At 55.3% G+C, this 26238-nt stretch carries 26 protein-coding genes; 8 read left to right on the top strand and 18 right to left on the bottom strand.

Annotated elements, in window-relative coordinates; genetic code table 11:
- The first annotated feature begins 174 nt into the window (after positions 1 to 174).
- On the top strand, positions 175 to 927 hold the full coding sequence (locus ABH899_RS04365; RefSeq protein ID WP_369994314.1) for an IclR family transcriptional regulator: 753 nt from the start codon (positions 175 to 177) through the stop codon (positions 925 to 927).
- Between the two features lie 123 nt (positions 928 to 1050).
- On the opposite strand, the gene ABH899_RS04360 is transcribed toward ABH899_RS04365, so the two are convergent.
- Both ABH899_RS04360 and ABH899_RS04355 read right to left on the bottom strand, forming a co-directional pair.
- Complete coding sequence (locus tag ABH899_RS04360) at positions 1051 to 1251, bottom strand: copper ion binding protein (protein ID WP_009676142.1); 201 nt, start codon at positions 1249 to 1251, stop codon at positions 1051 to 1053.
- Between the two features lie 39 nt (positions 1252 to 1290).
- A complete protein-coding gene (locus ABH899_RS04355; RefSeq protein WP_369994312.1) occupies positions 1291 to 1686 on the bottom strand; it encodes a metal-sensitive transcriptional regulator in 396 nt (131 codons plus the stop codon).
- A 260-nt stretch (positions 1687 to 1946) separates the two neighbouring features.
- On the opposite strand from ABH899_RS04355, the gene ABH899_RS04350 reads away from it, so the two are divergent.
- A complete protein-coding gene (locus ABH899_RS04350) occupies positions 1947 to 2939 on the top strand; it encodes a cation diffusion facilitator family transporter (protein WP_369994310.1) in 993 nt (330 codons plus the stop codon).
- 229 nt (positions 2940 to 3168) lie between these two features.
- On the opposite strand, the gene ABH899_RS04345 is transcribed toward ABH899_RS04350, so the two are convergent.
- Positions 3169 to 3294 (bottom strand): DUF6254 family protein, encoded by a 126-nt coding sequence (locus ABH899_RS04345; protein WP_009676143.1) that lies wholly within the window; start codon positions 3292 to 3294, stop codon positions 3169 to 3171.
- A gap of 277 nt (positions 3295 to 3571) precedes the next feature.
- Here ABH899_RS04345 and ABH899_RS04340 point away from each other — a divergent pair, with 277 nt between their 5' ends.
- The 3 genes from ABH899_RS04340 to ABH899_RS04330 all read left to right on the top strand — a co-directional run bounded on the left by ABH899_RS04340 (position 3572) and on the right by ABH899_RS04330 (position 6294).
- Positions 3572 to 4375: a MerR family transcriptional regulator gene (locus ABH899_RS04340; protein ID WP_369994308.1), complete on the top strand. Its 804-nt coding sequence runs from the start codon at positions 3572 to 3574 to the stop codon at positions 4373 to 4375.
- Positions 4376 to 4406: 31 nt separating this feature from the next.
- Positions 4407 to 5474, top strand: coding sequence for a glycine-rich domain-containing protein (locus ABH899_RS04335; RefSeq protein ID WP_369994306.1), 1068 nt, complete (start codon positions 4407 to 4409; stop codon positions 5472 to 5474).
- Positions 5475 to 5559: 85 nt separating this feature from the next.
- Positions 5560 to 6294 (top strand): hypothetical protein, encoded by a 735-nt coding sequence (locus tag ABH899_RS04330; protein WP_369994305.1) that lies wholly within the window; start codon positions 5560 to 5562, stop codon positions 6292 to 6294.
- Here ABH899_RS04330 and ABH899_RS04325 read toward each other — a convergent pair.
- The 3 genes from ABH899_RS04325 to ABH899_RS04315 all read right to left on the bottom strand — a co-directional run bounded on the left by ABH899_RS04325 (position 6284) and on the right by ABH899_RS04315 (position 9268).
- A complete protein-coding gene (locus ABH899_RS04325) occupies positions 6284 to 6982 on the bottom strand; it encodes a lysoplasmalogenase family protein (protein ID WP_369994303.1) in 699 nt (232 codons plus the stop codon). The two genes, ABH899_RS04330 and ABH899_RS04325, sit on opposite strands and share 11 nt — an antisense overlap.
- A 123-nt stretch (positions 6983 to 7105) precedes the next feature.
- Positions 7106 to 8449, bottom strand: coding sequence for an MATE family efflux transporter (locus ABH899_RS04320; RefSeq protein WP_369994300.1), 1344 nt, complete (start codon positions 8447 to 8449; stop codon positions 7106 to 7108).
- 3 nt (positions 8450 to 8452) lie between these two features.
- Positions 8453 to 9268, bottom strand: a complete 816-nt coding sequence (locus ABH899_RS04315; protein ID WP_369994297.1) for a DUF817 domain-containing protein — start codon at positions 9266 to 9268, stop codon at positions 8453 to 8455.
- A 217-nt stretch (positions 9269 to 9485) separates the two neighbouring features.
- Between ABH899_RS04315 and ABH899_RS04310 the strand changes: the two genes are divergently transcribed.
- Entirely contained in the window at positions 9486 to 10553 is a 1068-nt protein-coding gene (locus ABH899_RS04310) for a LacI family DNA-binding transcriptional regulator (RefSeq protein WP_369994296.1), read from the top strand.
- Positions 10554 to 10679: 126 nt separating this feature from the next.
- Here ABH899_RS04310 and ABH899_RS04305 read toward each other — a convergent pair whose 3' ends face one another.
- The 5 genes from ABH899_RS04305 to ABH899_RS04285 all read right to left on the bottom strand — a co-directional run bounded on the left by ABH899_RS04305 (position 10680) and on the right by ABH899_RS04285 (position 16100).
- Positions 10680 to 11456 carry a class I SAM-dependent methyltransferase gene (locus ABH899_RS04305; protein WP_009676180.1) on the bottom strand — a complete coding sequence of 259 codons (777 nt, stop codon included), beginning with the start codon at positions 11454 to 11456 and terminating at the stop codon, positions 10680 to 10682.
- Positions 11457 to 11615: 159 nt separating this feature from the next.
- The gene (locus ABH899_RS04300) at positions 11616 to 11882 is read right to left on the bottom strand and encodes a hypothetical protein (RefSeq protein WP_009676200.1); all 267 of its coding nucleotides are present in this window, start codon (positions 11880 to 11882) and stop codon (positions 11616 to 11618) included.
- A gap of 167 nt (positions 11883 to 12049) precedes the next feature.
- A complete protein-coding gene (locus ABH899_RS04295) occupies positions 12050 to 12421 on the bottom strand; it encodes a hypothetical protein (RefSeq protein WP_369994295.1) in 372 nt (123 codons plus the stop codon).
- 188 nt (positions 12422 to 12609) lie between these two features.
- Positions 12610 to 13998 (bottom strand): MATE family efflux transporter, encoded by a 1389-nt coding sequence (locus tag ABH899_RS04290; protein WP_369994292.1) that lies wholly within the window; start codon positions 13996 to 13998, stop codon positions 12610 to 12612.
- A gap of 206 nt (positions 13999 to 14204) precedes the next feature.
- Positions 14205 to 16100 carry a PrkA family serine protein kinase gene (locus ABH899_RS04285; protein WP_009676078.1) on the bottom strand — a complete coding sequence of 632 codons (1896 nt, stop codon included), beginning with the start codon at positions 16098 to 16100 and terminating at the stop codon, positions 14205 to 14207.
- Positions 16101 to 16355: 255 nt separating this feature from the next.
- Between ABH899_RS04285 and ABH899_RS04280 the strand changes: the two genes are divergently transcribed.
- Positions 16356 to 17438 carry a DUF2161 family putative PD-(D/E)XK-type phosphodiesterase gene (locus ABH899_RS04280; RefSeq protein ID WP_369994289.1) on the top strand — a complete coding sequence of 361 codons (1083 nt, stop codon included), beginning with the start codon at positions 16356 to 16358 and terminating at the stop codon, positions 17436 to 17438.
- A gap of 35 nt (positions 17439 to 17473) precedes the next feature.
- Here ABH899_RS04280 and ABH899_RS04275 read toward each other — a convergent pair whose 3' ends face one another.
- The 6 genes from ABH899_RS04275 to ABH899_RS04250 all read right to left on the bottom strand — a co-directional run bounded on the left by ABH899_RS04275 (position 17474) and on the right by ABH899_RS04250 (position 22907).
- Positions 17474 to 18991 (bottom strand): WG repeat-containing protein, encoded by a 1518-nt coding sequence (locus ABH899_RS04275; protein WP_369994287.1) that lies wholly within the window; start codon positions 18989 to 18991, stop codon positions 17474 to 17476.
- Positions 18988 to 19260, bottom strand: a complete 273-nt coding sequence (locus tag ABH899_RS04270) for a hypothetical protein (protein WP_369994286.1) — start codon at positions 19258 to 19260, stop codon at positions 18988 to 18990. Before ABH899_RS04270 ends, ABH899_RS04275 begins: the two co-directional genes overlap by 4 nt.
- Before the next feature lie 573 nt (positions 19261 to 19833).
- Positions 19834 to 19992 carry a hypothetical protein gene (locus ABH899_RS04265; RefSeq protein ID WP_369994283.1) on the bottom strand — a complete coding sequence of 53 codons (159 nt, stop codon included), beginning with the start codon at positions 19990 to 19992 and terminating at the stop codon, positions 19834 to 19836.
- A gap of 202 nt (positions 19993 to 20194) precedes the next feature.
- Positions 20195 to 20839, bottom strand: coding sequence for a hypothetical protein (locus ABH899_RS04260; protein WP_369994281.1), 645 nt, complete (start codon positions 20837 to 20839; stop codon positions 20195 to 20197).
- A 301-nt stretch (positions 20840 to 21140) separates the two neighbouring features.
- Positions 21141 to 22136, bottom strand: a complete 996-nt coding sequence (locus ABH899_RS04255; protein ID WP_369994279.1) for an NAD(P)/FAD-dependent oxidoreductase — start codon at positions 22134 to 22136, stop codon at positions 21141 to 21143.
- Positions 22137 to 22325: 189 nt separating this feature from the next.
- The gene (locus ABH899_RS04250; RefSeq protein WP_369994276.1) at positions 22326 to 22907 is read right to left on the bottom strand and encodes a TetR/AcrR family transcriptional regulator; all 582 of its coding nucleotides are present in this window, start codon (positions 22905 to 22907) and stop codon (positions 22326 to 22328) included.
- 264 nt (positions 22908 to 23171) lie between these two features.
- On the opposite strand from ABH899_RS04250, the gene ABH899_RS04245 reads away from it, so the two are divergent.
- Positions 23172 to 24620, top strand: coding sequence for an MFS transporter (locus tag ABH899_RS04245; RefSeq protein WP_369994273.1), 1449 nt, complete (start codon positions 23172 to 23174; stop codon positions 24618 to 24620).
- A gap of 189 nt (positions 24621 to 24809) precedes the next feature.
- Here the strand turns inward: ABH899_RS04245 and ABH899_RS04240 are convergent, their stop codons facing one another.
- Positions 24810 to 26111 (bottom strand): ABC transporter substrate-binding protein, encoded by a 1302-nt coding sequence (locus ABH899_RS04240; protein WP_009676202.1) that lies wholly within the window; start codon positions 26109 to 26111, stop codon positions 24810 to 24812.
- Positions 26112 to 26238: the final 127 nt, after the last annotated feature.

The following is a 26238-nucleotide window of genomic DNA, read 5'->3' as shown; positions in this document are numbered from 1 at the left end:
CAGCCTAGCAATACATATGTCAGGTTTAAAAAAAGATTATTTTTCCGGAGCGGAACTCGTCCGAAGCACCTCTAAAGCACCTCTAGGAAACCCAAAATAAGTATGCTACAATAGCAATAATTTGCTTGCATGTCGGGATATTCCGACGATATGACCGCCTGGGGGAGTCTGTTCATGGAGCACCATTTGTCTTCCGTTAAAAACAGCAGCCGCCTGCTCAAAGAGTTTCTGGACGGTCCGAAGGAGCTCGGAGTCACCGAACTGAGCCGACGGCTTCAGTTGTCTAAAGGCGCCGTTCATAAGCTGCTCGCTACGCTCGAAAGCGACGGGTTTATTTCGCAAAATCCGAGTACGAAGCAGTACTCGCTCGGTTTTACTCTGCTCGAACTCGGCACGAAAGTGCTTCGTGATCATAATCTCGTCGACTTCGCCAAACCTTACCTGCAGCAGCTTGCCGAAAAAACGAAAGAGCTGGCCTGCCTGTGCGTCGTCGACGGAAAAGACGCCATATATGTGGATAAAATCGATTCCCAGCATCCGATCCGCTTTAATGTAGACGCGTTCCGCCGCTTTCCGCTGTATGCCACCTCCGCGTCTCGCGTGATGCTGGCTTACCGGCCGGAGGCGTTTATCGACAGTGTGCTCGCGGACGGAATCCGCACGTATACACCGCATTCCATACAGTCGCCGGACGAAATCAAAGAACGGCTTGCGGCTATCCGCAGCCGCGGCTACGAGATTTCGACGAATCTGCGCAACGTCGGCGTGACGGGGATGGCGGCTCCGATCCGGGATGCGACGGGCGAGATTGTCGCGTCCGTCAGCCTTATCGGGCCGTCGGACCGGGTCATTCCGCAGCAGGATGCTTTCCTGCAGCAGGTTCTCCTGACGACGCGCAACATTTCGTTCGGCCTGGGCTACCGGTAGAACAAAAAAACACCCGGAATGAAAAATTCGGGTGTTTTTGTTCTCATTTAGCCCGCGGGAAGGCTCTGCCGCCTTGCTTAGACAGCGCGGTGATTCTTCGGGCAGGCTTGGCGCTTAGCCGGTTTATACGACGTCGTAGCCCTGCTCTTCGATCGCTTCTTTAATTTGCTCGGGCTTCACGGCACCCGCATCGTATTCCACTTCGACACGGCCTTCGGCCAGATGAACCTGAGCCTTCGCTCCCAGCCCTCCAACCGCTTTTTCTACCGAATTTACACAATGCTGGCAGGACATGCCCTCCACTTTCAAAGTCAGTTTTTCCATTTTTCTTGCCCCTTTCTTCCTCTTCCGATTAGTTCGGGTTTATTTCATAAGCTTGTTGACGGTAACGAGCAGTTCGTCGATCACATCCGTATCGCCTTCCTGAATCCGTTCGATCACACAGCTTTTCATATGCCCTTCCAGCAGCAGTTTGCCCACGCTGTTCAAGGCGGACTGCACAGCGGCAATCTGGTTGAGCACATCGTCGCAGTACGTGTCTTTCTCGATCATGCCTTTGACGCCGCGGATCTGACCTTCGATCCGGTTCAGCCTGGAAATCAAGTTATTCTTCACCTTGTCGCTGTGATGGCTTCTTCTTTCCGTATCGTCGTCGCGCGTATGTGTATGGCAGGAAGTTCCGGCATCTGCCGTAGCAAGCGGAGCGATGCCCGTTTCGCCTGCGGTGCTGCCGTTATCCTTTTCGGAATGGAGTACCATCTTGTTCAACCTCCCTCATAAACAGCATAACATACCCCATGGGGGTATTTCAATAACCTTTAAACTGAAATTTTTTTCTCGTCATTCATAAAAATTTGGGCTTGTTAAAATCTTCTGAATTGGTTACTATAAAAATAACATATGAATATTTGCTCATATATTAATTTAAATCCAGTATGATTCTTATTTTTCCTTACTTATTCAAAGATAAGGCATCCAAATTTTATCAAACATGCGTCACGCAAAGGAGGAATAGCGGTATGAGCGACTTAAAAAAACGGGAAGCAGCCGGTGCCGCAAGCGGCCAAATTCACCGGTACGATCACGGGCATTCCCACGATCATTCACATGATCACGAACATGGCGGAATCGGGCATCATCACGGCCCCAGCAGTAAAAAAGGGCTGTTTATCGCTTTTCTCATCACAACGGGCATTATGGTACTGGAATTCGTCGGCGGTCTGCTGACGAACAGTCTGGCCCTGCTGTCGGATTCCGGGCATATGCTGAGCGATGCGGCGTCTCTGCTGCTCAGTCTGGTCGCCATGTGGTTTGCGGCCCGTCCCGCCTCGCCCAGAAGAACGTACGGCTTCTACCGCGTGGAGATTTTAACGGCCATGCTGAACGGCGTCACCCTCGTCGTCCTCTCCATCCTGATCATCCGGGAGGCCGTCGAACGCTTTTCGCACCCGCCTGCAATCGCGAGCGGCACGATGACGCTTATCGCCGTCGTCGGCCTGGCCGCCAACCTCGTCAGCGCCTGGTTTCTGACCCGGATGGGCGGCGCCAAAGACAACCTCAACATCAGAAGCGCTTATCTGCACGTCCTCGGGGATGCGCTCGGCTCCGTAGGGGCGATAATCGCCGGGCTTCTGATGCAGGCGTTCCAGTGGTATCAGGCGGACCCGATTATCTCCATTCTGGTCTCGCTGCTCATTCTGCGCAGCGCCTGGGGCGTGCTGAAATCCGCCACGCATATCCTGCTCGAAGGAGTCCCCTCGCGCCTCGACGCAGACGATGTCCGCAATACCCTGCTGCGTATTCCCGGCGTCCGCGACATCCATGATCTTCACATCTGGACGATCACGTCCGGCATGGATTCTTTCAGCTGTCATCTGCTCATCGACGATGAAGCCGACAGCCAGGAGGTTCTCCAGCAGGCCGTTACCTGTATGGAGAACGAGTATAAAATCCGGCATGCCACCATTCAGGTAGAGACCCGCCATCTGAAGCATGCGGAGTTCAGCATCTAAGAACCGCACCGCATGTCCCGGCCGCCTGCTCACCGGCATGTTCGCATCCCTCTGTACGCGATGCGCGGATTCAGCACAGCCTTGCGGGAAAGCCGCTGTCCGGCGGTCCGCAAGGCTGCATAACGGTCTAAATTAAAAGCCCGCGGCATAATGCGCGGGCTTTTTTGCGTTGCCGCCGGGAGGCCGGATTGCCTGGGAGATGTCCGCTGGGCGGACAGAACTTTTTTTCCTAATCCTCTATTCCCTGATGAGTTTCGGCGGCAATTTCTTTCAGCGAGCGGATTTTTCCGTGGGGATTCTGTCTTTGCTTGCGGCTTTTGGCCAAGCCTTCCTTCCGGTTTTTCGATTGGGTCATGAAACGACACTCCTTTTCGTAAAGGGGTACGGTTCGTCGACGAGTCGATTCTCCGCTCTGCCCTCCTAGTTTTCGCCCGGGGAAGGCCGCTCTATTCGGCCGATTTACTTTTACATCCGTTTCCGGATGCGGCCACTTGCAAACTTCAGTTTCCTTTATTCGGTTTTCCGGCTCCGGTCTCCGCCTCCGGATAAAAAACAGCTTGAAGCTCGAACTGGAACGATTTAGGATATAAGAATAGGAAAAGAACCCTATCGGGAAAGGAAATCCGGATGACATGTATTCCGTTGGTGAACTTGCACGTAAAGCGAACATCACGGTGCGCACCCTGCACCATTACGATCAGATCGGGCTGCTGAAGCCCTCCGGCTCCACGGAAGGCGGCCACCGGCTTTACTCCGACGAGGATGTTATGCGCTTGGAACAGATTTCGATTCTCAAAAAAATGGGACTCGGGTTAAAAGCCGTCCATGAAATGCTCGACAGTTACGGAACCGACTGGCTCTCCTGCCTGGAAGATCAGCTTCGAATGGTTCAGCGCGAGAAAGAGAAACTCGAAGAACTGGAAGGCATGCTCCGCGTTACGATCCATTCCGTCCAAATAGAAGGCACCCTGAACTGGAACACGATGTTTTCAATGATCCGGCTCAGCCAAAAAGATCCCGCGGCCAAGCAGCGCTTCATCCGCGAGCATTTCACGTCCGAGGAGCGGAAGCTGCTTCGCAAGCTGCCTAATCTGAACAAAGGCGACCCCCTCACCGTGCGCTGGACGGAAGAGGTTGCACAGGCAAGGGCCTTCATGCACGAAAATCCGGCTTCTCCGGCCGCTCAGGAAGTGGCTGCACGGATCACGGCGCTGGCCTTAGAGGCTTTTGACGGCAATGAGGCTCTGATGAACAAGTACTGGGAGCTGCACGGCGCGGAGGGAAATCCGATGAACCTGTACCCGTTCGAGCCCGAACTGCTGGAGTTTCTTAACGCGGCGTTTGAGTACTACGACCGCACAAAGATAGCAGCTGACGTTCCGGAGCATGGATCTAGCAGAACCATAAACAAAGCAACTAACCGAGCAACGAACTAAACAGGTAGCGCCCTGATTTTGGAGGTTTCACGTGTCTTTTTTTAAATGGTTTTTTACTAGTATGAAATCACAGCCTGTGCAAAAGCAGCCAAAAACGCCGCCCGTCCAGTTGTTTTCCTCTTTCGCTCCGTATGGGCTGGGCGTGCTGGAGAACGACAGCCTGAAACCGGTAGAAGCCCGGTTCAATGAGGTTTTCGGCAAATACCCCCGGTATTGGGACCATGTAAAAGCACGCGTGCTGAAAGAGCATCCGGACATTTCCGAAACCGAGTATTCCTGGATCTTCCTGGAGTTCAAACGCTTTCTGGCGATCAATATTTACTTGAATAATGTGGGCATGTACAGCACGTCCGTGGATGAAATCTGGCACGAAGCTTTGATGTTCACCCGCGATTATCAGGAGTTTTGCAGAGATCTTCTGGGGGAAATGATTCACCATTCGCCGCATGTCGGCGATGCGCTTCAACCGGGCGAGCACGATAGAGCCCTGTTCGAGCTCGTTTACTCCCTTGTGTTCCGCTTCCACCCGGAAAATGAGCAACTGCTCGGGAAGTTCGGGCAGCGCAAGCTTCACCCCGAATTTGTCGCATATGCCCGCGCTTTTGACTGGAATCGCATCCGGCGGGATTATTTCAAGCCGAATACGATCGGCATTTATGAAGATGCCGTTCAGGAGTTGGTGTACCACCTTTTCAACGGCATCCAGAATGCCCCGCCGGCCGCTGCAGCCGGAGATTCCCGCAGGATGTCTTCGGCCGGGAGGACGCCGGCCTCTTCATTTAACGCGAGCGACGTCTCCGGCGCGGGTTACGGCGCCCTCAGCGCCCTGCTATTCTACTCCATCCTGAACGGGGACGACGACCGCGAGGGGAGCGGCGGGAACGGGTCCGGCGATTCGGACTGCAGCAGCTCGAACTGCAGCTCTTCGGACTGCGGCGGCTCGTCTGACAGCAATTCGTCCGGCAGCAGTTCGTCCTGCAGCGGCTCGTCCGACGGCAGCTCCTGCAGCAGTTCGTCTTCGTGCAGCAGCTCGTCCTGCAGTAGTTCGTCCTGCAGCAGCTCGTCTTCATGCAGCAGCTCGTCATGCAGCAGTTCCTGATTCAGCCGGCTGAGCCGGTTTATTGCGGCAAACGTTTGTAAGGCGACGAATTCAAAGGGCATTTTTAAAGCGGGGGGTGTGGGAATTGAAAACGATCGAGGATAGTTACGTGGCGTTCCTGGACATTCTCGGCTTTAAAGATCTGGTGGATAAGAACAGTCACCTCGACCTGCAAACCATCTTTTCCAACGACATTATGCACAACATCAACCGGACGAAAAAAATGATGGACGATGTAAACTCCGAGCTGGGCATGCCCAGCGCTATTCAAGTGCTGTCGGTGTCCGACAGCATCATCATGTGGACGGAAGGAACCTCGCCCGTCCAGTTCGTGAACATCGTGAACGCGGCTTTCAGCGCTCTGCTGTTTTTTATGCAGCGGGGCGCCCCGCTCAGAGGCGCGATTTCCAAAGGTCCCGTCACCGTTCACGAATCGGAGAATCAGAAAAACATTTTCGGCAAAGGAATCACAAATGCGTACAACCTCGAAAACATCCAGCAATGGTCCGGGGCCGTTATAGACGAAATTTGTCTCACGGAAGAAATCGTCGCAAGCAGTGAATATGAGATTCTGAGGCGCAAACATATTCTCGTGGAATACCTCGTTCCGTTCAAAACCGGCCCTGTGGAATATAGGCATGCCATTAACTGGGCCGGTCTGGACGGGAGAATATTTTACGGCGATTACGAAGCCATTGAAAAGCAGTTCGCCCGTCACAACAAAAGCATCGGCGACTGGTCCGTCAAGCAGAAAATCGACCATACCGCCGCCTTTGCCCGGTTCGTGCAGACGCTGCCTAAAGACGGGGTCACAGGGTAAACGCGTAAACGATGCACATCTGAGCCGCCACGTATGTCAGCCAGACCCAGTAACCCTGATGCCGGAGCGACCTGCCGCCGATGGCTGCGGCCCCGATGATCGTGTCCGATACGACGAAGAGCAGCCCGCCGACAGCCGTCAGCCAGAGCGCCCCGCCAAGGGACCAGGCCATAGCAGCCGCAGCCGACGCCATGGCCCCGATCCACAAGCCGTAAACGAGCGAGCCGGTGTTGAACAGGCGCGGAGCGTCGGGATTGCGGATCAGGAGCAGCCAGGCGGCGATCAGCACCAGAACGTAGAACACGGCAGCGACGGCCAGGCCCGCGTTCATAAGGTCAAATCCCTCACGATGCAGGGCAGCCGCAAACGCCGCGATATAGAAGACGTGCGCCACGGCGAACGTCAGCATTCCGCCGATCATCGGGTGCCTCCAGGGGATGATCCCGGCCATGGACAAATCCCCGATAAACGACCAGGCCATTCCCCAGAAAATCCACTCTTTGGAGGAAGAGGCCGGATCGTCCCGCCACAAAGCAAAAGCGGCCGCGGTAAGCGTCAGACTGATCAGCATCCGCACCCATAACGGAAGCCGGACCTCCGTACTTTTACGCCGGGCGTCCGACATTCCAAGACCGGTACCGGCGGCAAACAAGATCACTTGAACGGCCCAAAGCCATCCCATCATCATTTCCCCCTCCTCCCGTGCACGCCTGTGCTGTTACCTATTCTTACCCCGCGTGTCCCGCGAGCAATCCGGGTCTTCGCTGCACATCTCCCATAAAAAAAGGACAGCCGGAACCCGGCCGTCCATTCAGCGGCCTTCGGCCTCTTTAATCCGCACCGCGGCCCAGTCCGTCCGGTAGAACCGGTACATGACGGCAAGGCCGAAGGCGGCAATAAACGCATACAGCGAAATCCACGCGCCGGCCGAACCGAATCCCCACACAAAGGTGAGCAAATACGCGAGCGGCACGAAAAAGACCCAGCTGAGCACAAGCGAAGTTCCCAGCAGAAAGGTCGTATCTCCGATTCCCCGCAGACCTCCCGCGTAGAAATTCAGAAGACCGTCAAACAGCTGCAAAAACGCGGAAATCCGGATGAGATCGGCGGCAAGCGCGTAAACCTCCGGGTCCTGGGAATACAGCCTCGCGATCGGAACCGCGAAAACGAATTCCACCGCACCCAGCACAAGCAGGCAGATGCTGCCTAGCACCGCCGTGTCCGTGCCGTACCGGCGGGCCAGGTCGGGCCGGTGCTTGCCGACTTCGCGTCCGACGAGGATCGTCGCCGTGGAGGCGAAGGCGAAAGCCGGCATGAAGCCGAGCGACATCACGTTCAGGGCAATCTCGTTGGCGGCCAGCGCCTCCGTCCCCAGGCGGGTCACGAACATCGTGAAGACGAACATCGCCAGGCTCATCGCGAATTCCTGCATGCCGAGCTTCCCGCTTTCGCCTGCAATCAGACGCGCTTCCCTGCGGTCCAGTTTGACCCGCGTGCGGGTCCGGTATTTGTCATGCAGCCGGAAAAACACGATATACAAGGAGCCGATACTGCAGATGGCTTCCCCGATCAGAACGGCCAGCCCCGCGCCCGGGAGCCCCAGCTCGGGAAATCCGAGATGACCGTACGTCAACCCGTAGGTGAACACGATCATTGCCGCATTCCCCAGAATCGTCAGAGCCATAGGAGACCGGGTATCTCCGATTCCCCTCAGAAACCCGAAAAGGACAAAGTTCAGCACGGAAAACGCCATCGCATAAAACCGGAGCTCCAGATATTCCTTCCCAGCGGCAACCAGTTCTTCGGAGCTTCCCATCAGCCGCAGAATCCCTTCGCTTCCGAACCACCCCGCAGCCAGGATGACGGCAATGAGAGCCAGGCAAAGATAAAGCGCGATGTATGTGCGCTCCACGCCTTTCTTCATATCTCCGGCCCCGAAATTTTGAGCCACAAGATAATTCACCGTGTGACCGATCCCCGAGCAGGCGGCCCAGGCATTATACATAATAATGTTGCAAATTCCTACCGCAGCGATGACGAGGGCTCCCATCGGGCCCACCATCATCAAATTAATCGTACCCGTCAGCGTCGCGGCCGCGAACGACACGATCGACGGAACCGCAAGCCGCAAAATCATTCCCCAATTTGTAAACATAGACTACTCCTCCGGAACCGCCGCCGGTGCCATTCTCCCGTCAGGCTTATTTTCCGATTGTTTGACCCGCTTAAGCTGCGCGACAATCAGAAAGCTCACGATGACAAGCAGGAACCACGAGCTCATTTTGCCGAAAGAAACGAGCTGCCAGCTTTCCCTCTGGTTCGGATACTGCCACGCCCCCAGGAAGGTTGCGATATTTTCCGCCAGCCAAATAAAAAAGCCGATAAGAAAAAAAGAAAGGACGAGCGGCATCCGGTACGTTTTCCTGCCGACGGTAAACAGGACCGCAGTCCGGAAAAACAGCACGAACAGCAGCACGGTCAGCACCCAGCGCAAATCCCAGATATAATGGTGGGTCATAAAATTCAGATAGATCGCGGCTCCGAGCGGAACCGCAAACCAAGGCGAAGGCCAGCGGGTCAGCTCCACATGCAATCTCCGCCAGGCCTGGCACAAATAACTCGCCACGCTCGCGTACATAAACCCGCTGTAAAGCGGTACGCCCCATACTTTCGTCCAGGCTTCCTCCGGATACGACCAGGAGCCCATATTCACCTTATAAATCTCCAGCGCCAGCCCGATCAGATGGAACAGGCAGATCACTTTCACTTCATCCCTTGTTTCAAGCCCCGTCCGGACCATCGCCCATTGAATCAGCAGACAAATGACCAGCATAAGGTCATACATGTGGGGCACATCGGCCGTCTTCAGAACAGCCAGACTGATAAAAATAAGAACGGGAAACAGGCACGAAAGAGCTTCCAGCCAGCCGAAAAGCAGCAGCTGCCGAATCCCGTGACGTACGGATCGAATCATGGGAAACCCTCCCTTCAGCTTTCGGAGGTTCCAGGCGTCCTCGCATGCCCGGAATCCATTCCTCTGCTAGTTTAGCACAAGTTTTCCAAACAGGGAGAAAAGAAAGCCGGAAAAAATCCCGCAACTATTTGCGCCGCGGGTATTGACAGAACCTTTTTTTGAAGGAAAAATGAGGGGGCAGAGCTGTCAAACCGAACCCACTTAAAGGCGGTGCACGATGAGTAAACACGTCTCCATGCAAAACATTGCCGACCGGCTTGGCATTTCAAAATACACCGTTTCACAAGCGCTTTCAGGAAAAGACGGGGTCAGCGACGAAACGCGGCTGAAAATCATGGAAACCGCCCGGACTATGGGCTACCGAAAAAAAATAAACAAAAGCCCGGCCGCGGCCGGACTTTTCCAGGAGTGGGATGGCAGAAGAAAAGAAATAACCTCTTCTTCCTCCGATCCTTATATGCTGGTATGGATACACAGCGCCAAGCAGCAAGACCCGTTCTTCTGGCCAAAGGTCATCGACGGCCTCGCTCAAACGTGCCGCGACCTCCAAGCGCACTATATGTTGATTTCCGTCCCGCCTCACCGGGAAGACGAGCTGGCCATGCCGGGATTTTTGGACCCCGCACGCTGTATGGGCCACATTCTGCTCGGCACCTTTTCGACGCGGGCCGTCATCTCCTTGCAGCAGACCGGACTGCCGCTCGTGCTCGTGGACCACGAGGAGCCGCTCGTTAACGTGGACTGCGTCGTCAACAGCAATGTCGACGCCGCAGTGGCCGCGACCAAGCAGCTTCTGCGGGAAGGCTGCGACTCGCTCGTTTTCGTGGGGAGCGACTCCTTCTCCGTCAGCTTCAGGGAACGCGCGTTAGGCTGCCGGATTGCCTCCGAGGAAGCGGCGGAATCCGGCCGTCCCGTCTGCCTGAGCAAGTGGAACGTGCCTTACTTGAGTCCGACGTGGCCCCACGATCTGGCGGTCCGCGTGGGCGCCGTCTCCACGAGCGAGCTGCCGGACGGCTTCATCTGCGCGAACGATCACATTGCGCTGCGGCTGATGGCTCTGCTCAAGCAGCGGGGCTTCGACATCCCCGGACAGTGCCGCGTGATCGGTTTCGACAACATCGAAGCGGCGGCCGCTTCGTCGCCTGCGCTCAGCACGGTCGAGCTGAGCAAGGAGCTCCTCGGCATCCGGGCGGTAGAGACGCTCCTGTACCGCAAGCGCCATCCCGGCCGCGCTCACGAGAAGATCGTCCTCGCGCCGGAGTTTATCGCGCGGGCGTCGGGCTAGCGCAGGCGCATGCCGTGGGCGTGAGCACAGCCGCGGCGAATCTTGCGGCGCGGACCTGTGCCCGGCGTGCCTGCCGCGAGCTTCACGCGGAGAGCGCGCCCTTCGGCCTGCCGGCCCCCGCCCGCCTCAGCCCAGCGGCTTCCGGGCCAGCACCCGGATCCGGCAGTAATCGCCGGTCCAGACGCCGTCTCGGAACAGCGCGGGGCGCAGACGCTCCTCCACGCCCTGCGTGATGCGCTCCTGCGTCGCCGCGTCGATTCCGGCGAAGAAGCTGCCGGCAAACGCATGCAGCCAGTGCCGGATGGCCTGCTCTCCTCCCGGCAGCGGCGTCGGCCGGTCAAAGAGCTCCGCGCAGCGGACATCGAGCCCGGCCCTCTCCAGCACGCCCGTATATTCCCCGATAGTCGGGAAATACCAGGGGTTTCGCGGCTCGGGATCGATCCCGGCTTCGCGAACGGCCTCGTGGATCGCCCGCTCGATCCGGGCCACGTTGCCGAAGCCGCCGAATTCGGCCGCGAACCGCCCTCCCGGCCGCAGCGCTTCCGCTACCGTCCGCGCGGCTTCATCGGCCTGCGGGACCCAGTGCAGCGCGGCGTTGGAGAATACCGCGTCGAACGTCCGGCCGCTCCGGTATGTCCTCGCGTCCCCCACCTCAAAAGCAAGCTCCGGATACTTCTGCCTCGCCTCCTCGATCATCGTCTCCGAGAAATCCACGCCCGTCACTTTCGCGCCGAGAAGGGCCATTTCATGAGCCAGACTGCCCGTTCCGCAGCCCAGATCGAGAATCGATTCCCCCGCCGCCGGGTTTAACAGCTCCACCACTCCTTTGCCTAACTTGGATACGAAATGCATCTGCGTGTCATAATGCCCCGCGTCCCATTTTCCCTGTTCCGCTTCCTTCATTCCGAACGCCTCCCGTTCCCGTCTGTGCGGGTAGTACATTCAGTATGAAGAGAAACACTTATAATGTCTAATACACAAAAACTACTTTCATTATAGTTTATACCTATAAACAAATCCCGGACAAGCGCATTTCTACGCCTGCGGATTTGTTTCTCTATTTTACACATACCGCTCCAAATAGGACAAAACGACAGACACCAAAGCAAATACGACCGCCGTCAGCGTAATTTTGGAACGAATGAATCCGGCCATGCCTTTGTTCTGCTTTTCGAGCTGCTTTTGCTTGTTAGGAACCTCGATTTGACGCGGGTCATTGTCTTTTCTTCTCATCGTAAAAGCCTGGAAACCGATGCCGCTCACGATTGCCGACACAATGAGCAGAATTAAAGCCAGTAAAAATAACGTATCCGAAATTGATCTAAGCACAAGCGACCATCCTTATCTTGTCCGATTACGGGTTATGTCTCTATTATACTTCATTTGTTCAATAGAATCTCCCTCTTCCGTCCTTCCCCCTGCTGTCCGCCTGAAGAAAGGAAGGCCGCCCGCTTCCGCGGACAGCCTGCTGCGGCCTTACGCCTATATCCTTTGCGTTATCTTTTATAAGGATACGGATAGTAGGGAGGATAGTTGTAGTAAGGCGGATAGTACGGGTAGTAAGACTGCGGGTAGTACGGATAATAGGGATAGTAAGGATAGCCGCCGTGGTGACCTCCATGGTAACCGCCGTCATGATAACCTCCTTGGCCCCAATGGTAGCCGCCCTGACCTCCATGATAACCGGCGGGACTTTCGTATTCTCCCTGCTTACGCGCTTCTTCTTCCGCTTCCGTACTGCTCCATTCGTTTTGGTTCCATTCCTGCTGCAGGCCGTATGTGCCTTGACCGTATATGTCCTGGCTGTATGTGCCCTGACTGTACATGTCCTGACCGTATGTGCCCTGACCTTGAGTTTCAAATGTCATAAGCAATCCCTCACCCTCTGTATGTTGTGCCCAAAGGCATTTTGCATCTAACACATCGTATGAACAGATGCCCAGAACGTGAGAAAAGCGCCCAAACTTGGGCGCCTGCCTAGATAAATCCGGATGAATGTAGCCTATGGAATTTAGCTTGGAATTTAGCTTGGAAAAGGGTACAGACGCAGCGGACGCTACGCTTTTTGAACGCCGCCGGCGAGCATGCTTGCTTTTTTCCAATTGCCCCAGAAATAGTAGGCGACCGAAAGGAGGGAACCCAGCGTAAATCCGACCGGAAAACTCCACCATACGGCATCCAGACCGTAGGAATCGGCCAGATAATACGAGAGCGGGATGCGCACGCACCAAAGCGCCAGGAACGTGATCAGAAGCGGGAACATGACGGCCCCCGTCGAACGAACGACACCCGAGACCACGAAGGTAATGCCGAAAATGATAAAACTCCAAAGCGTCAGCAGGTTGATCCGCATGCCGATTTCGATGGCCTGGCCTTCCGGCAGGAACAGGCTCAGGGCGCTGCGGTTGAACAAATAGATCAGGCAGACGAGAACGCCCGTCATCAGGACATTGTACATGACCCCGACGCCCGTTACGCGGTGCACCCGGTCCCACCTGCCCGCGCCCACGTTCTGGGCCGCAAACGACGAAACGGCTCCGCCGATCGCCATAGCCGGCATCTGGATGTAAGAAGACAACTGGATCGCCGCCCCGTAGGCCGCCGTCGCCTCCGATCCGAACCGGTTTACGAGGTTGATCATAGCCAGCGAGCTTGTCGAAACCACGATCATTTGAAGCCCCATGGGAACGCCTTTCTTTACCAGCGATCCGATGATGGCCCCGTCGAAGCGCAGCAGATGCCGGTCTTCGCGCGTAATGCGGAGAAAATATTTTTTCCGGTACAGCGACCCTAATATAGCGACGAGAGCGGCAAGCTGCGAGATGCCCGTAGCCAGCGCGGAGCCCGAAATGCCGAGAGCGGGGATCGGACCCCAGCCGAAAATAAGCAGCGGATTCAGCGCGATATCCAGAATGATGGACAGCACGAGAAACCGGAAGGGCGTTTTGGAATCCCCCGCGCCGCGCAGGATCGTCATAATCATGTTATAGCAGAACATAAACGGCATGCTCATAAAAATAATTCTCAGATAAGCGTTGGCCATGTCCATCGCATCCGCGGGAGTGTGCATCCACTGCAAAATTTGCGGGGACAAAAGCACGCCCAGGAGACCTACGACCAGCGAAAGGGTGAAGAAAAACAGGGCGCTTGCTCCCACCACCCGCTTCGCCTGGGCGATATCGCCCGCTCCGATGCTCTGCCCGATCATAATCGTGGATGCCATTCCTATGCCGAAAATGGAACTGAGCATAAGAAACATGACATTGTTCGCATTGGATGTAGCCGCAAAAGCGCTTTCACCCAAAAATTTACCGACCCAGATGCTGTTAACCGTCCCGTTCAGTGATTGCAGCACATTCCCGTACAGCACGGGCAGGGAGAACAGGAGCAATTTTCTCGCAATCGGGCCTTGGGTCAAATCCATTTGTGCTTCGTTTTTCGCCATGGCGGGGTGCTTCCTCCTAATAAAATGAGCCGCGCCTGTATAATTCCCTCTCGGGAATCAAACCAACCGCAGCAAACCGATATCCTAATGTTACCATAGCGTAAACCCGATTAGCGAAGTTCCTGTGCGGACAACAGAAACCGCCTACCTCGTCAATTCACGATAGTTAGGCGGTATTCTTCGGTTATCTTGGTTTAAGAAAAAAATTACCGGTTCAAGAGACTGCCGACATACCGCAGCAGCTCGTTCGCGCAAACCGGGCAGTAGCCGTGCCCGTCAATCAGTTGCCGGGTCACTTCGTTGATTTTCTTCAGCTGTCTTTCGTCCGGCGTCTTGGTGGAGGTCGTAATTTTGACGATATCCTTCAGATCGGTGAACAGCTTCTTCTCAATCGCTTCGCGCAGCCGTTCATGCGTGCTGTAATCGAACTTCTTCCCTTTGCGGGAGTAAGACGAAATCCGGATCTGAATTTCTTCGCGGAACGCCTTCTTCGCATTTTCGGAAATGCCGATCTGCTCCTCGATCGAACGCATGAGACGCTCGTCGGGGTCCATCTCCTCCCCGGTCAGAGGGTCTTTGATTTTGCCCCAGTTGGAGTACGCCTCGATATTGTCGAGATAGTTATCGAACAGAGTTTTGGCCGACTCGTCGAACGAGTACACGAACGCTTTCTGCACTTCCTTCTTCGCGATATCGTCGTACTCTTTGCGGGCGACCGAAATAAAGTTGAGGTACCGCTCCCGTTCGTCCCGGGTGATGGACGGATGCTGGTCCAGTCCTTCCTTCAGCGCCCGCAGCACATCGAGTCCGTTGATGCACTGAAGATCGTGGCGGATGAGCGCGCTGGAAATCCGGTTGATGACATAGCGGGGATCGATGCCGCTCATTCCTTCTTCCAGATACTCGTTCTGCATCTCTTTCAGGTCCGCATCCTTGTAGCCTTCCACGGCTTCGCCGTCGTACATCCGCATTTTTTTCACGAGATCCATGCCCTGTTTCTTCGTTTCCTTAAGCCGTGTCAGAATGGAGAAAATAGCGGCGGCCCGCAGCGCGTGCGGCGCAATATGGATATGCGACATGTCGCTCTGCTTGATAAGCTTCGTGTAAATTTTCTCTTCGTCCGTTACCTTCAGATTATAAGGAATCGGCATGACAATCATCCGCGACTGGAGAGCCTCGTTCTTTTTGTTCGCGATAAACGCCTTGTACTCGGATTCGTTCGTATGCGCCACAATCAGCTCATCCGCCGAGATAAGCGCGAAGCGGCCCGCTTTGAAATTGCCCTCCTGCGTCAGGGACAGCAGATTCCAGAGAAATTTCTCGTCGCACTTCAGCATTTCCTGAAACTCCATTAGTCCGCGATTCGCCTTGTTCAGTTCCCCGTCGAAACGGTAGGCGCGCGGGTCCGATTCGGAGCCGTACTCCGTGATCGTGGAAAAATCAATGCTTCCGGTCAAGTCCGCAATATCCTGGGACTTCGGATCGGACGGACTGAACGTGCCTATCCCCACCCGGTCGTCCTCGGAGATCAGCACCCGCTCGACCAGCACGTTCTCGATGTTGCCGCCGTATTCGGTTTTCAGCCTGAGCTGGCAGGACGGGCACAAGTTCCCTTCGATGCGGATACCCAGCTCGGCCTCTATTTCCGGCCTCAATTCACTTGGAATGAGGTGAAACGGATCTTCGTGCATCGGGCAGCCTTTAATCGCATAGACGGCTCCCCGGTCTGTCTTGGAGAACTGCTCCAAACCCCTTTTCAGCAGCGTTACGATCGTCGACTTGCCTCCACTTACCGGCCCCATCAGCAGCAAAATCCGTTTGCGGACATCCAGACGCCGTGCGGCGGAGTGGAAATACTCCTCCACCAGCTTTTCGACTGCGCGGTCGAGCCCAAAGATCTCCTGGTCGAAAAAGTTGTACCGGGCGTGCCCGTCGTTCTGTTGGATGCCGTGAGAAGCGATCATCTCATATACACGCGCATGGGCTGTCATCGCTAGACCCGGATTTTGCCGCACGAGCTCGAGATACTCCCGGAGCGTGCCCGACCATGCAAGCTGTTCCTTCTCGGTCCGGTGCTCCGTGATGCGTTTGAAAATATCCATGGGTACCTCCTCTCACTGCCATTGACTCAAAAGAGCGGATAGCTCGTGATAGTGATTTTAGGGTACTACAATCCTATGCGGTCCAAGGACAATTCTTGCCACTAAATTTGTACAGGAACAAAGGAAAAACAAGCCTCACAACCGGTGGGAGATCGGTGGAAGTCTTTACCGCCGGTACCCGTCCCGCACGTCTTTTTCATGCTATAATCAAGAAACCGGAAAAACCGTTTAAGAAGGAAGGGGGCGCATAAAACAGTGGCGATTCGGAGCGAAACGGAGCTGTACGGCCCGGTTAAAGCCTACTGGGAGAAGCTCGGCTACGACGTCCGGGGAGAAGTGCGGCACTGCGATCTCGTCGCCGTCCTGGAAGGCGAGCCGCCCGTCGTCGTCGAGCTCAAACGCAGCCTGACCGTCCCCCTGCTGATTCAGGGACTCCGGCGGCAGGACGTGACGCACCGCGTCTATATCGCGATCGAGCTTCCCGCCAAAGGACGTGTCCCCCATCGGATGACCTGGGCGGACATCCGCAAGCTGTGCGGCCGGCTCGGTCTCGGACTTATCACGGTGCAGTTCTACAAAACGAAGAAGCCCGCCGTCGAGGTGGTGTGTGAGCCTCCGGGCTTCGGCGACGCCGCTCCCGCGCGGAAGACGTCCGTGCGAAAACGCGCCGCGGAGCGCGTGCTCGGCGAGTTCCGCGAGCGCAGCGCCGACTACAACGTCGGCGGCAGCCGCGGGCTCAAGCTCGTCACGGCTTACCGCGAGAAGGCGCTGCACTGCGCCCTGCTGCTCCGCGAGCAGGGACCGCTCTCTCCCCGCCGCCTGCGCGAGCTTACGGGCAACGCCAAGACGGCGGCCCTGCTCCAGCGCAACGTGTACGGCTGGTTCACGCGCGTCAGGCGCGGGCTGTACGGGCTGACGCGCTCGGGCGAAGAAGCGCTGGACACGTTCGCCCACGTGGCGGCGCACTTCGTGCCCCGCGAAGGGGAAGCCGGCAGCCTTCGCGGGCCGGAGGCGGGTGCGGACGCGGCGGACGAGCGGGAAGCGGCTGCCGGGGCAGGACCGGCCACGCGCGTCCGACTGCCGGAGCTGAACGAGCGGCCGGAGGCGGGAGTGGCCGCTACGGCAGAGCTTCAGGACGTGCCGCGATCTGCGGACGTGCGTGACGCACAGGGCGTGTCGGTGCCTCCGGACCCGCAGGGCCTGCGGGACGCATCGAGTCAGCGGGGCATTACCGCTCAGACGGACAAGCGGGATAAGCCGAACGCATCCGGTTTGCAGCAGGCCCCGTCTACGCGGAGAAGGAATTCAGCCAAAGCAAAGAAAGGAGGCTCGACGTGAGCCTCCTTTTTTGTTGAATCTGTTTCTATGTCATCTTACTCGGGCTGGTAGCCGGATTTCGTATCGATCGTTAAAGCGTTTGAGGCAGCATCCCACGAAACGTTAAAATCAAGCGCTTGAGCAAGATCCCGAAGTTTGAAATAATTGTTGCCATCGAGCGAGTAGGCTGTGAAGCGGGCCTCCTCCGAGTTTACAAGCAGCTTTGCCGTAGCAGGGGCCGCCTGTTTGACGGAATGCTGGCCGGTTGCGGCAAGTTCTCCCCCCACTTCGGTGTAAGCTTTTGACGAGATGAGGCGAATAACCTTGGCATCTTGATCCCAGCCGACTTCAAACCCTTTGTTCGTCCCGTTCAAAAGCATAGCCAAATCGCGCAGCTTGAAAAAATTGTTCCCGCCGATGTTATAAGCCTCCGGGGAAACTTCCCGCCCGTTTATCATTACTTTGGACGCGGAAGGCAAAGCGGAATGAGTTTGCGGCTCCTGAGTTTGGACATTCAGCGGATTCGGCATAAAATAAAAACTTCCTTGTCCGCCGTCCGCTACGGTAGCAAGACCACCGCTAAAAGAGGAACCCATCAAATCGTAGCTATAAGACACAACGGCTTTTCCCGTTTGATCAATGTAGCCTAACATTTCATTTTCATCTTCGTTTTCGATGGACACCAAGGCAAGTCCTTCAGAAAAAACAGTATATACATCAATGAATTGCGGCTGGATGATCATCGTATCCTCTTTATTTACATACCCCCATTTGCCGTCGATTTGAACGGGCGCCAGATCACCTTCTTGGAAGGGTCGGGCTTCATCATAATGTGCTTGGATGACTTCTCTACCCGACAAATCGATGTATCCCCACTTTCCTTCATGTTTGACAGCTGCCAAGCCGCGGCTGTACGGAAAAGCTTCCTCAAACTTTGGCTTTTCGATTTCTATGCCATTTTGGTCGATAACGCCCCACTTGTCCTTGATCTTAACCATAGCCCTTCCCTCACTAAAAACTGAAGCGGCTTCGTATCGGAACGGAACGACCTCTTTGCCCTCTTTATTTATGTAACCGTATTTTTCATTTTTTTTCACGGGAGCAAGCCCGTTATTAAACGGGTTGGTATCCTCATAATCAAACGCAATCACTTCTTTTCCGGTTTTATCCACATACCCCCATTTATCGTCTTTTACTACTTGGACAAACCCCTCTTCAAATACTCTTCCCACTCCCGTATAAATAGGTGGCACAGCAAACTGTCCGGTTTTATCGACATAGCCCCATAATCCATCGATTCGGACGGGAGCGAGCCCGTCATGAAATATTCCCGCAGCTTCAAACCGGGCCTTGATCACGATTTTCCCAGATGTATCGATGAATCCGAAGGAATCGGTCTCTTCCCCGGCTTCCATATACCAGGCTAGTCCTTCCGATAGAACACCTACCTCTGCATATGGCAGATAGCCAGGTTGTGGAACACTCCCGCTGCCTGAAGCTTCGTTTGCATTTGTAACGGCCATCATACTGAAAACTAAGGTAAAAACAAATAAAAAACTGACAAGCTTTCTCATTCGAAAAATTCCCCCATAAACGTTTTACAAGCAGCAAATTTTACGACCGCTCTAGCAATTGGGTAAAATTTACTATCCCAGCATATACGAATCCCCATTTTTTGAATAGAGGGTAATTCATTGCATAGAAAAAGGCTTCTCTCCAAGAAGCCCCTTGCCCCTATATGTTGATTCCAAGTATGGTGACAATCCATAAGCCCACATAAAGCGCAATACCCAATATAACCAGTATCAGCAAAATATTGAGCAGCCGGATCGTCAGGCTCCATGGGTTTTTCTCCCTCTTCAGGTTCAGTTTCGAGCGCTCGGTCACAATATTCACCTCATTAAATTCATTATATTTATAGAAATATAATACATATTTTCCGTATATTACGAACGTTAGATTTCAAAATCCACCCGAATCATCGCGTAGGCGCGGCTTCCCGCTTGTTTCCCTGCAGCTTATCCCGCCATACCAGATGCGAAAAGAGCCTTCGTCCGGCTTAGAGAACCGAGGGAAGTACTTTACATTCATATACTTCTAACTGATATAAGTACACCGATAGCTTTTATTTTTTATATAAGTTCTTTATTAGAAATAAAATTGCAGCAATTATTATTACTATAATAATCGTTAAAAATATGATTCCGACTGGCGTTATCAAGTACACCATAAGTAACACCTTCTCCCGTTGAGGTTACAGAAGCAGCAGCCCTGCGCTTGCCTGTAGACGCAAAGCATCATTGCAGCACAACGTGCCGCTCCTAGCCGTGGGACTTTGGCGTTTGAATATGTTCTTTCAAAATCCGAAAGGCACACTGCTGAGATGCTACACATTTATTTTAAGTAAAGAAGCTTTTTACCCCCTTGCATTCATTCCATAAATACCTACAAACCATAAGCCTACAAAAACGACTATGCCCACTATAACCAGTATCAGCAAAATATTGAGCAGCCGGATCGTCAGGCTCCACGGGTTTTTCCCCTTCTTCAGTTTCAGGTTCGAGCGTTCGGTCACAACATTCACCTCATTCAATTAATTGTATTTATAGAAATATCATACATCTTTTCTAGATATTAAGCGCGATAGATTTCAAAATCCGCCCGAATCATCGCGCAGGCACGGCTTCCCGCTTATTTCCCTGCAGCCTGTTCCGCCATGCCGGTTGCAAAAAGAGCCTTCGCCCGGCTTAGAGAACCGAGGAAGACTCTTTTTCGTTTTAACGCTTGAGCGAAGCGATCAACTGGCCGGTGGACACGACCTTGGTGTAATCCGCCGGTGTTCCCGTATGGGTGTAGCCGTCCGGCCAGAACGTGGTCGAAGAAGGCGGCGTCGAGTTCGCGGAGGAAAGCACCGTCCACGCACCCGCGCTGTTTCGGAAGCTGATGCCGCTGCACACCACCTGGTTATGGAGCGTATTCCAGTTCGGCAAGGGATTCGGAATCGTCGTAAACGACCGGTCGCAGGCCGCGACTACCAGCCGCGCACTCGTAAGCGAACCGAAAGTGCCCGTCGCGCCGGAAAAAGTTTTCACCACGGTGCCGTTTACTTTGAAGTCCAGCTTGTTTGAACTGTTGACGGACAGCTCGATGGGCACGGTGCTTCCGGCCGCAAGATTGAAGGCGCCGCCGTCGTTGGCGGCTCCCGTGTTCCAGAACCAGTGCCACTTGCCGTTTTGCGCTTCCGTATAGTTCGTGGACAGGCCGCACTCGTAATTCGTATTGGACCCGTAAGCCCCCAGGTAAAAATTAATAAAACCGCCGGTCGTTCCGATCGATGCGCCGGAAGGCAGCTGGATGTTCGTTTTCAGCCCGTAAACCGCATCGCTCTTGGTCCACCGTAAAATTTTCGCATACTCCGCCATAGATTGGTTCCTCCTCAGGTTCATTCTAAAGGTAGGAGCTAATCCGGGCGTCTCCCGCCGGACAGCCAAGCCTTGAAAAAAGGCACGGCTTTGCTCCTTCACTTAATAAGGTGAACGGAGCCCGGCTTTTACAACCTTCTTTTGAAATTTTTTTATCTAAAAAAAGAAATCGGCCGGATTGTCACGCCACGCCTAGCCAAGCTCTCGCGTAATCCAAGTCTTCCAACGCCGCGGGCACTAAAAAAGACGGAGGGACCGGCCTCCTGTCCGACAGGTGCCGTCCTCCGCCTTTTTCGTGCGGTCAGTTATTCTTCTTGCGGATCGCTTTGTTCATCCAGATAGCCGCCATGGCGCCTTCGCCCATCGCAACGGTAAGCTGCTCGGCGTGCACCCCGATATCTCCGGCAACGTAGACGCCCGGGATATTCGTTTCTTTGCTGCGCGGATCGGCCAGCAGATGGCCGTTCTCCATCCGTTCCACGCCGAGCTGCGCGGCCAGACCGGAATGGACGGCATTGCCGCCGAAGCCGAGAAACCCTCTCTCGGCGGACAGCGTCTCGCCGCCGGCCAACTCCACGCCGCCGATCTTGCCGCCATCCTCCAGGATGGCGGCAATCGGCCCGGCGACGGTGTCGATGCCGGCGTGCTCCAGCTTCTCCTGCAGGTCCGCGTTAACGGGGCTCCGTTCGTGATTCACGAACGTGAGCTTGTCCGTCCGCGGACGCAGGGTCAAGGCCATGCCGGCGCCGGGGTTTCCCGCGCCCAGCACGAGCGTCCGCCGGCCCGCCACCTCATGGCCGTCGCAGTCCGGACATACGTACACCGTATGTCCGAGGCATTCCCGCAGCCCCGGCAGCTCCGGGAAGCGGTCCATCACCCCGGTAGCCAGCAGCAGCGCGGCACCGGTGTATTCGGCGTCCGGCCCGGCACCGGACTCATCGGGCAGCCCCTGCCCGCCGGGATCGTGCGCCGCCAGCGGATGCCGTCCGCCACGCTCGTCCGGCAGGAGCTTCCGCACGCCGACGCGGAAGCCGGACTCCAGCGAGCCCGCAAGCCGGACGGCCAGTCCTTCGGCGAACGCGACGCCCAGCGCCTCGGCCTGCCCCCGGCCCGTGCGTCGCAGCTCTTCGCCGGATATCCCGTCGGGGTAGCCGAGCACGTTATGGTAGTTGGCGCACAGAGTGGAGCGGCCGTATCCCGCGTCAATAACCAGGACGCGATGACCGTAGCGTCCAAGCTGAATGGCCGCCTGCAGGCCCGCAATTCCTCCTCCGACAATAATCGAATCGTATGTCATAAGTCACCTTCTTTTATAGTAGAGAGACAAGTGAAACGACGTCAAACCTTCTCTTTACTATACCCTTCGCTTACAAAATGTAATCGGTTCGATTACACGCTCATCAGGTTCAGGCAGCCTTTTTCCGGGCGCCGCACCACATGCCGAGAGCTGCACGCGGTTTGAAACGTCCGGTGTCAATCCAGCCGGTCAGCGAAGCAAAGTTAGCACCGTCTTTACCGTGTTATCTGCGAATTGCCGGTCCGGGCGGGATTTCAGCATGACGGTAAGCCCGATCAGCGAAACCAGCAGAGCCTGGGCTGTTCCTCTTGCTTCCAGTGCCGCATCCAGCTCCCCCGCTCGTATGCCCCGTTCAATCGTTTCCTGGAAAATTACCGAGAGGTACAGTTGATGCTCCCTGGTAAGAATCTCGAATTTCTCATCGTGGGGCGCCAGCTCCACCATCGTGTTAATACTGAAGCATCCCCGGTTCAGGTTTCCCTCGTATTCATCCGCTACGATTCCTTCGAACAAAGCGCAAAAGGCGTCTTTTACGGAAGTGCGGCTTTGCAGTTTGGCCCGGACGCGGGCGGCGTGATCCTGTGTATAGCTGCGCAGAGCGGCCTCGAACAGCTCTTTCTTACTGCCGAAAGCGGCGTACATGCTCGGCCGCTGGATGCCCATTCTGGCCGTCAATTCGGTTAACGAAGCGGCCTCGTATCCTTTTTCCCAAAACAACCGCATGGCCGCATCCAAGGCAGCGTCCTCATCGAATTCTCTTTGCCGGACCATAGGAACACCCCTTAATATATCGTTCAGTATGTTATCATTTTAGTTTCCCTTCTGGTTCTTGTCAATAAATCAAGGGCTTCTGTTGTATGACACCTGACGACACCCCTAGTGTTGGTTGAAAATATGTGTTACAGCTCTTTTTAATTTACGCTGCGTCTTCAAACGTCCCTTGACAGATGTATTTTTTGCTGGTAATTTAACAATCATTATGTACCATTCGGTATATTATAAACATTGAAATTCACCCAAAGGAGTGAAATGAACATGGTTCCCCCCTGCAAAATCGGCTCTCCCGCCGGACAAACGGATGGCGCATCCGATGCGAAAGCAGCGTCAGACGTTGCCGTTGTAGATGCTTCAGTCCCGACTCCGGCTGCGGCTCACCATCAAAATCAGACGTCGGCATCGGATTTGAAACCGGCACCGACCTCGTTATTTGCTTCGGCATCGTCACCAAAGTCGCCACCGAAATGGAAATCGAAAGCGCAATCCCATTCCGCATCGCCTTCGGCTCCAGCCTCACTCCCCGTTCCGGCATCGGCCCCGTCTTCCTTGTCCGCTTCGAAGGCGCTGCTTTTCTCCGCCGCATCCGGGCTTGCCGTAGCCAACATTTACTACGCGCAGCCTCTGCTCGACGCTCTTGCGTCCGAATTCGGGGTAGCTCCCGCTGCCGTGGGCCTTGTCGTTACCGTAACTCAGATTTGTTACGCTCTGGGCCTGCTGCTGCTCGTCCCCCTCGGGGATCTGCTGAACCGGCGACGGCTGATCGTCGTTCAGATGCTGCTCTCGGCGGGCGCTCTCCTGATCGTCGGCACCGCCCCGTCCGCTCCGGTACTGCTGGCCGGAATGGCCGCTGTCGGGCTGCTCGCCGTCGTGACTCAAGTGCTTGTCGCCTACGCCTCCACCCTTGCCTCCTCCGCTGAACGGGGGCGCGTCGTAGGCGTGGTGCAGAGCGGCATCGTAATCGGCATCCTGCTGGCGCGAACCTTCGCCGGCACTCTGACGGATCTGGCCGGCTGGAGATCGGTTTATCTCACCTCGGCACTGCTGATGTTCGCGACGGGCGCCGCCCTGTACCGGATTTTGCCGGATGTTCTTCACAAAAAGACGGAGCTCTCTTATCCGCAGCTGCTCCGGTCGGTTTTCGCTTTGTTTATGGAAGAACGCCTGCTGCGGATACGCGCTGTCCTGGCTTTCCTGATCTTTACCGCGTTCAGCACCTTGTGGACCGGCCTTGTCCTCCCTCTCAGCGCGCCTCCGCTGTCGCTTTCCCATACGGCTGTCGGCGCATTCGGCCTTGCCGGAGCAGCCGGGGCTTTAGCTGCCGCCAGAGCGGGCAGGCTGGCCGACCGGGGCTTGGGACAGCGAACCACCGGATTGGCTCTGGTTCTGCTGCTGGCGTCCTGGGGCTTTATCGGATTCACGCCCCATTCACTGGCAGCCGCGGTCATCGGCGTCATCCTGCTCGATCTTGCCGTCCAGGCCGTCCATGTGACGAACCAGAGCTTAATCTTCACCGTACGCCCCGAAGCACGCAGCCGGTTAACTGCCGGATACATGATCTTCTACTCGCTCGGCAGCGCCACCGGGGCGATTGTATCGACTGGCTTGTACGCTATCGGCGGCTGGAGCGGAGTATGCCTTTTCGGCGCTGCCGTCAGCGGGCTGGCCCTTCTCTTTTGGGCCCTTACACGAGGGCGTGGTTCCGAATAAACAAAAGCGGTCCCCTTACGGATAAGGGACCGCCTTTCCTCCGTTTACCGGTTCTTCCTTAATCTTCGTTCTGCATTCTTACGCTTCCTTCCCTTACCGAGAGCCGCTCCCCGCCATACATCCGCAAGCTTTACCACACACAAAAAAACGCCTGCGATTCACATCGCAAGCGTTTCTTAAGCTTTTTCCTTACTGCGCGGTTTTCCCCTTAAGGTTGTCCCACGTTTTCTGGAAGTCGTCGAACATTTGATCTTTCGTTTTCTTGCCGGCTACATAAGCCTGCATCGTGGCTCCGAATTCCTGCATGGCGCCTTCCGGATACTTGGAGGAGTTCCAGCCCAGAACTTTGTTCTCTTTGCTGTACGTCATAATATCCGCGGCCAAGTCGCCGAGATCTTCTGCTTTGGCTTCGATGTTCGTGAAGGCCGGAATGAATTTGAAGTCATGGGTGATAAACGTTTTGCCCGCATCGGAAGAGACGAGCCAGTTCAAAAATTCTTTGGCTTCGGCTTTGACTTTGGAGTTCTTGTTGATAACCCAGTTGTTCGGAACGCCCACATAAAGCTTGTCCGTTTGAGCCGCGTCGTCGCTGATCGGCATCGGCAGAATACCGATGTTCAGATCTTTGTTGATGCCGTCGATCTGAACTTGCGTCCAGTTGCCCTGCTGCATCATAGCGGCCTGGCCGTTCGCGAACATCGTGACCTGCGTGTTGTAATCGGTCGTCAGCGGATTTTTGTTGCTGTATTTCAGGGTCAGATCCACCATTCTGGTCCACTGCTCGAAGACCGGGTTTCCCTTGAATTTCTCGGTTCCGGCGTTCAGGCCGGCGATAAATTTGTTGGAATCCGGCTGGTTGGCGAACGCGACGTTAAGCGTATGGTTGCCCAGCACCCACCATTCCTGGTAGCCGTTCGCGAACGGCGTGATACCCGCCGCCTGAAGTTTCTTCGAGGCTTCGTCGAGCTGAGTCAGCGTTTTCGGAAGCTCGGTGATGCCGGCTTTCTTGAACAGGTCCTTGTTGTAAATGAAGCCGTAGCCTTCCAGTCCCATCGGTTGTCCGTAGATTTTGCCGTCCTTGGTCATCGGTTCTTTCGCAACCGGAACAAGGTCTTTTACCCAGGGCTGGTCGGAGAGATCTTCGAGATGTTCCATCCACGTGTTCATTTCCTGGAAGCCGCCGTTGTTGAAAATGTCCGGCGTATCGCCGCCGGCAAACTTCGCCTTAAGCGCCGCGCCGTAATCCGCGCCTCCGCCTACGGTCTGGATGTCCAGCTTCACGCCGGGATGCGTTTTTTCGTATTCGGCTTTGACTTTGTTCAGCGCTTCCGCGATTTCAACTTTAAATTGAAAAATTTTAATCGTTTTCGTTCCGCCTTCGGCCGCATTGCCGCCATCCGCGGTTTTACCGGAATCGCCGCTTCCGCAGCCTGCGAGCACGGTGGACATCGCGAATACGGAAACGAGTGCGAGTGTAGAAAGCTTTTTCATGGTGAAACCTCCCTTTATGGTCTTGCTTCTTTCTCGATGACTTCTTCTTCATTATAGAGACCGGAAAAAGCCGTTAACACGTAGGCTGTTGATCTGTTGAGTGGAACAAATTGACCTCACGCGCTTT

The organism is Paenibacillus sp. RC84 (assembly GCF_041260495.1).
Lineage (GTDB): Bacteria > Bacillota > Bacilli > Paenibacillales > NBRC-103111 > Paenibacillus_F.
Note: the sequence above shows the minus strand (reverse complement) of the source record. Positions and strands in the feature narration are given on the sequence as shown.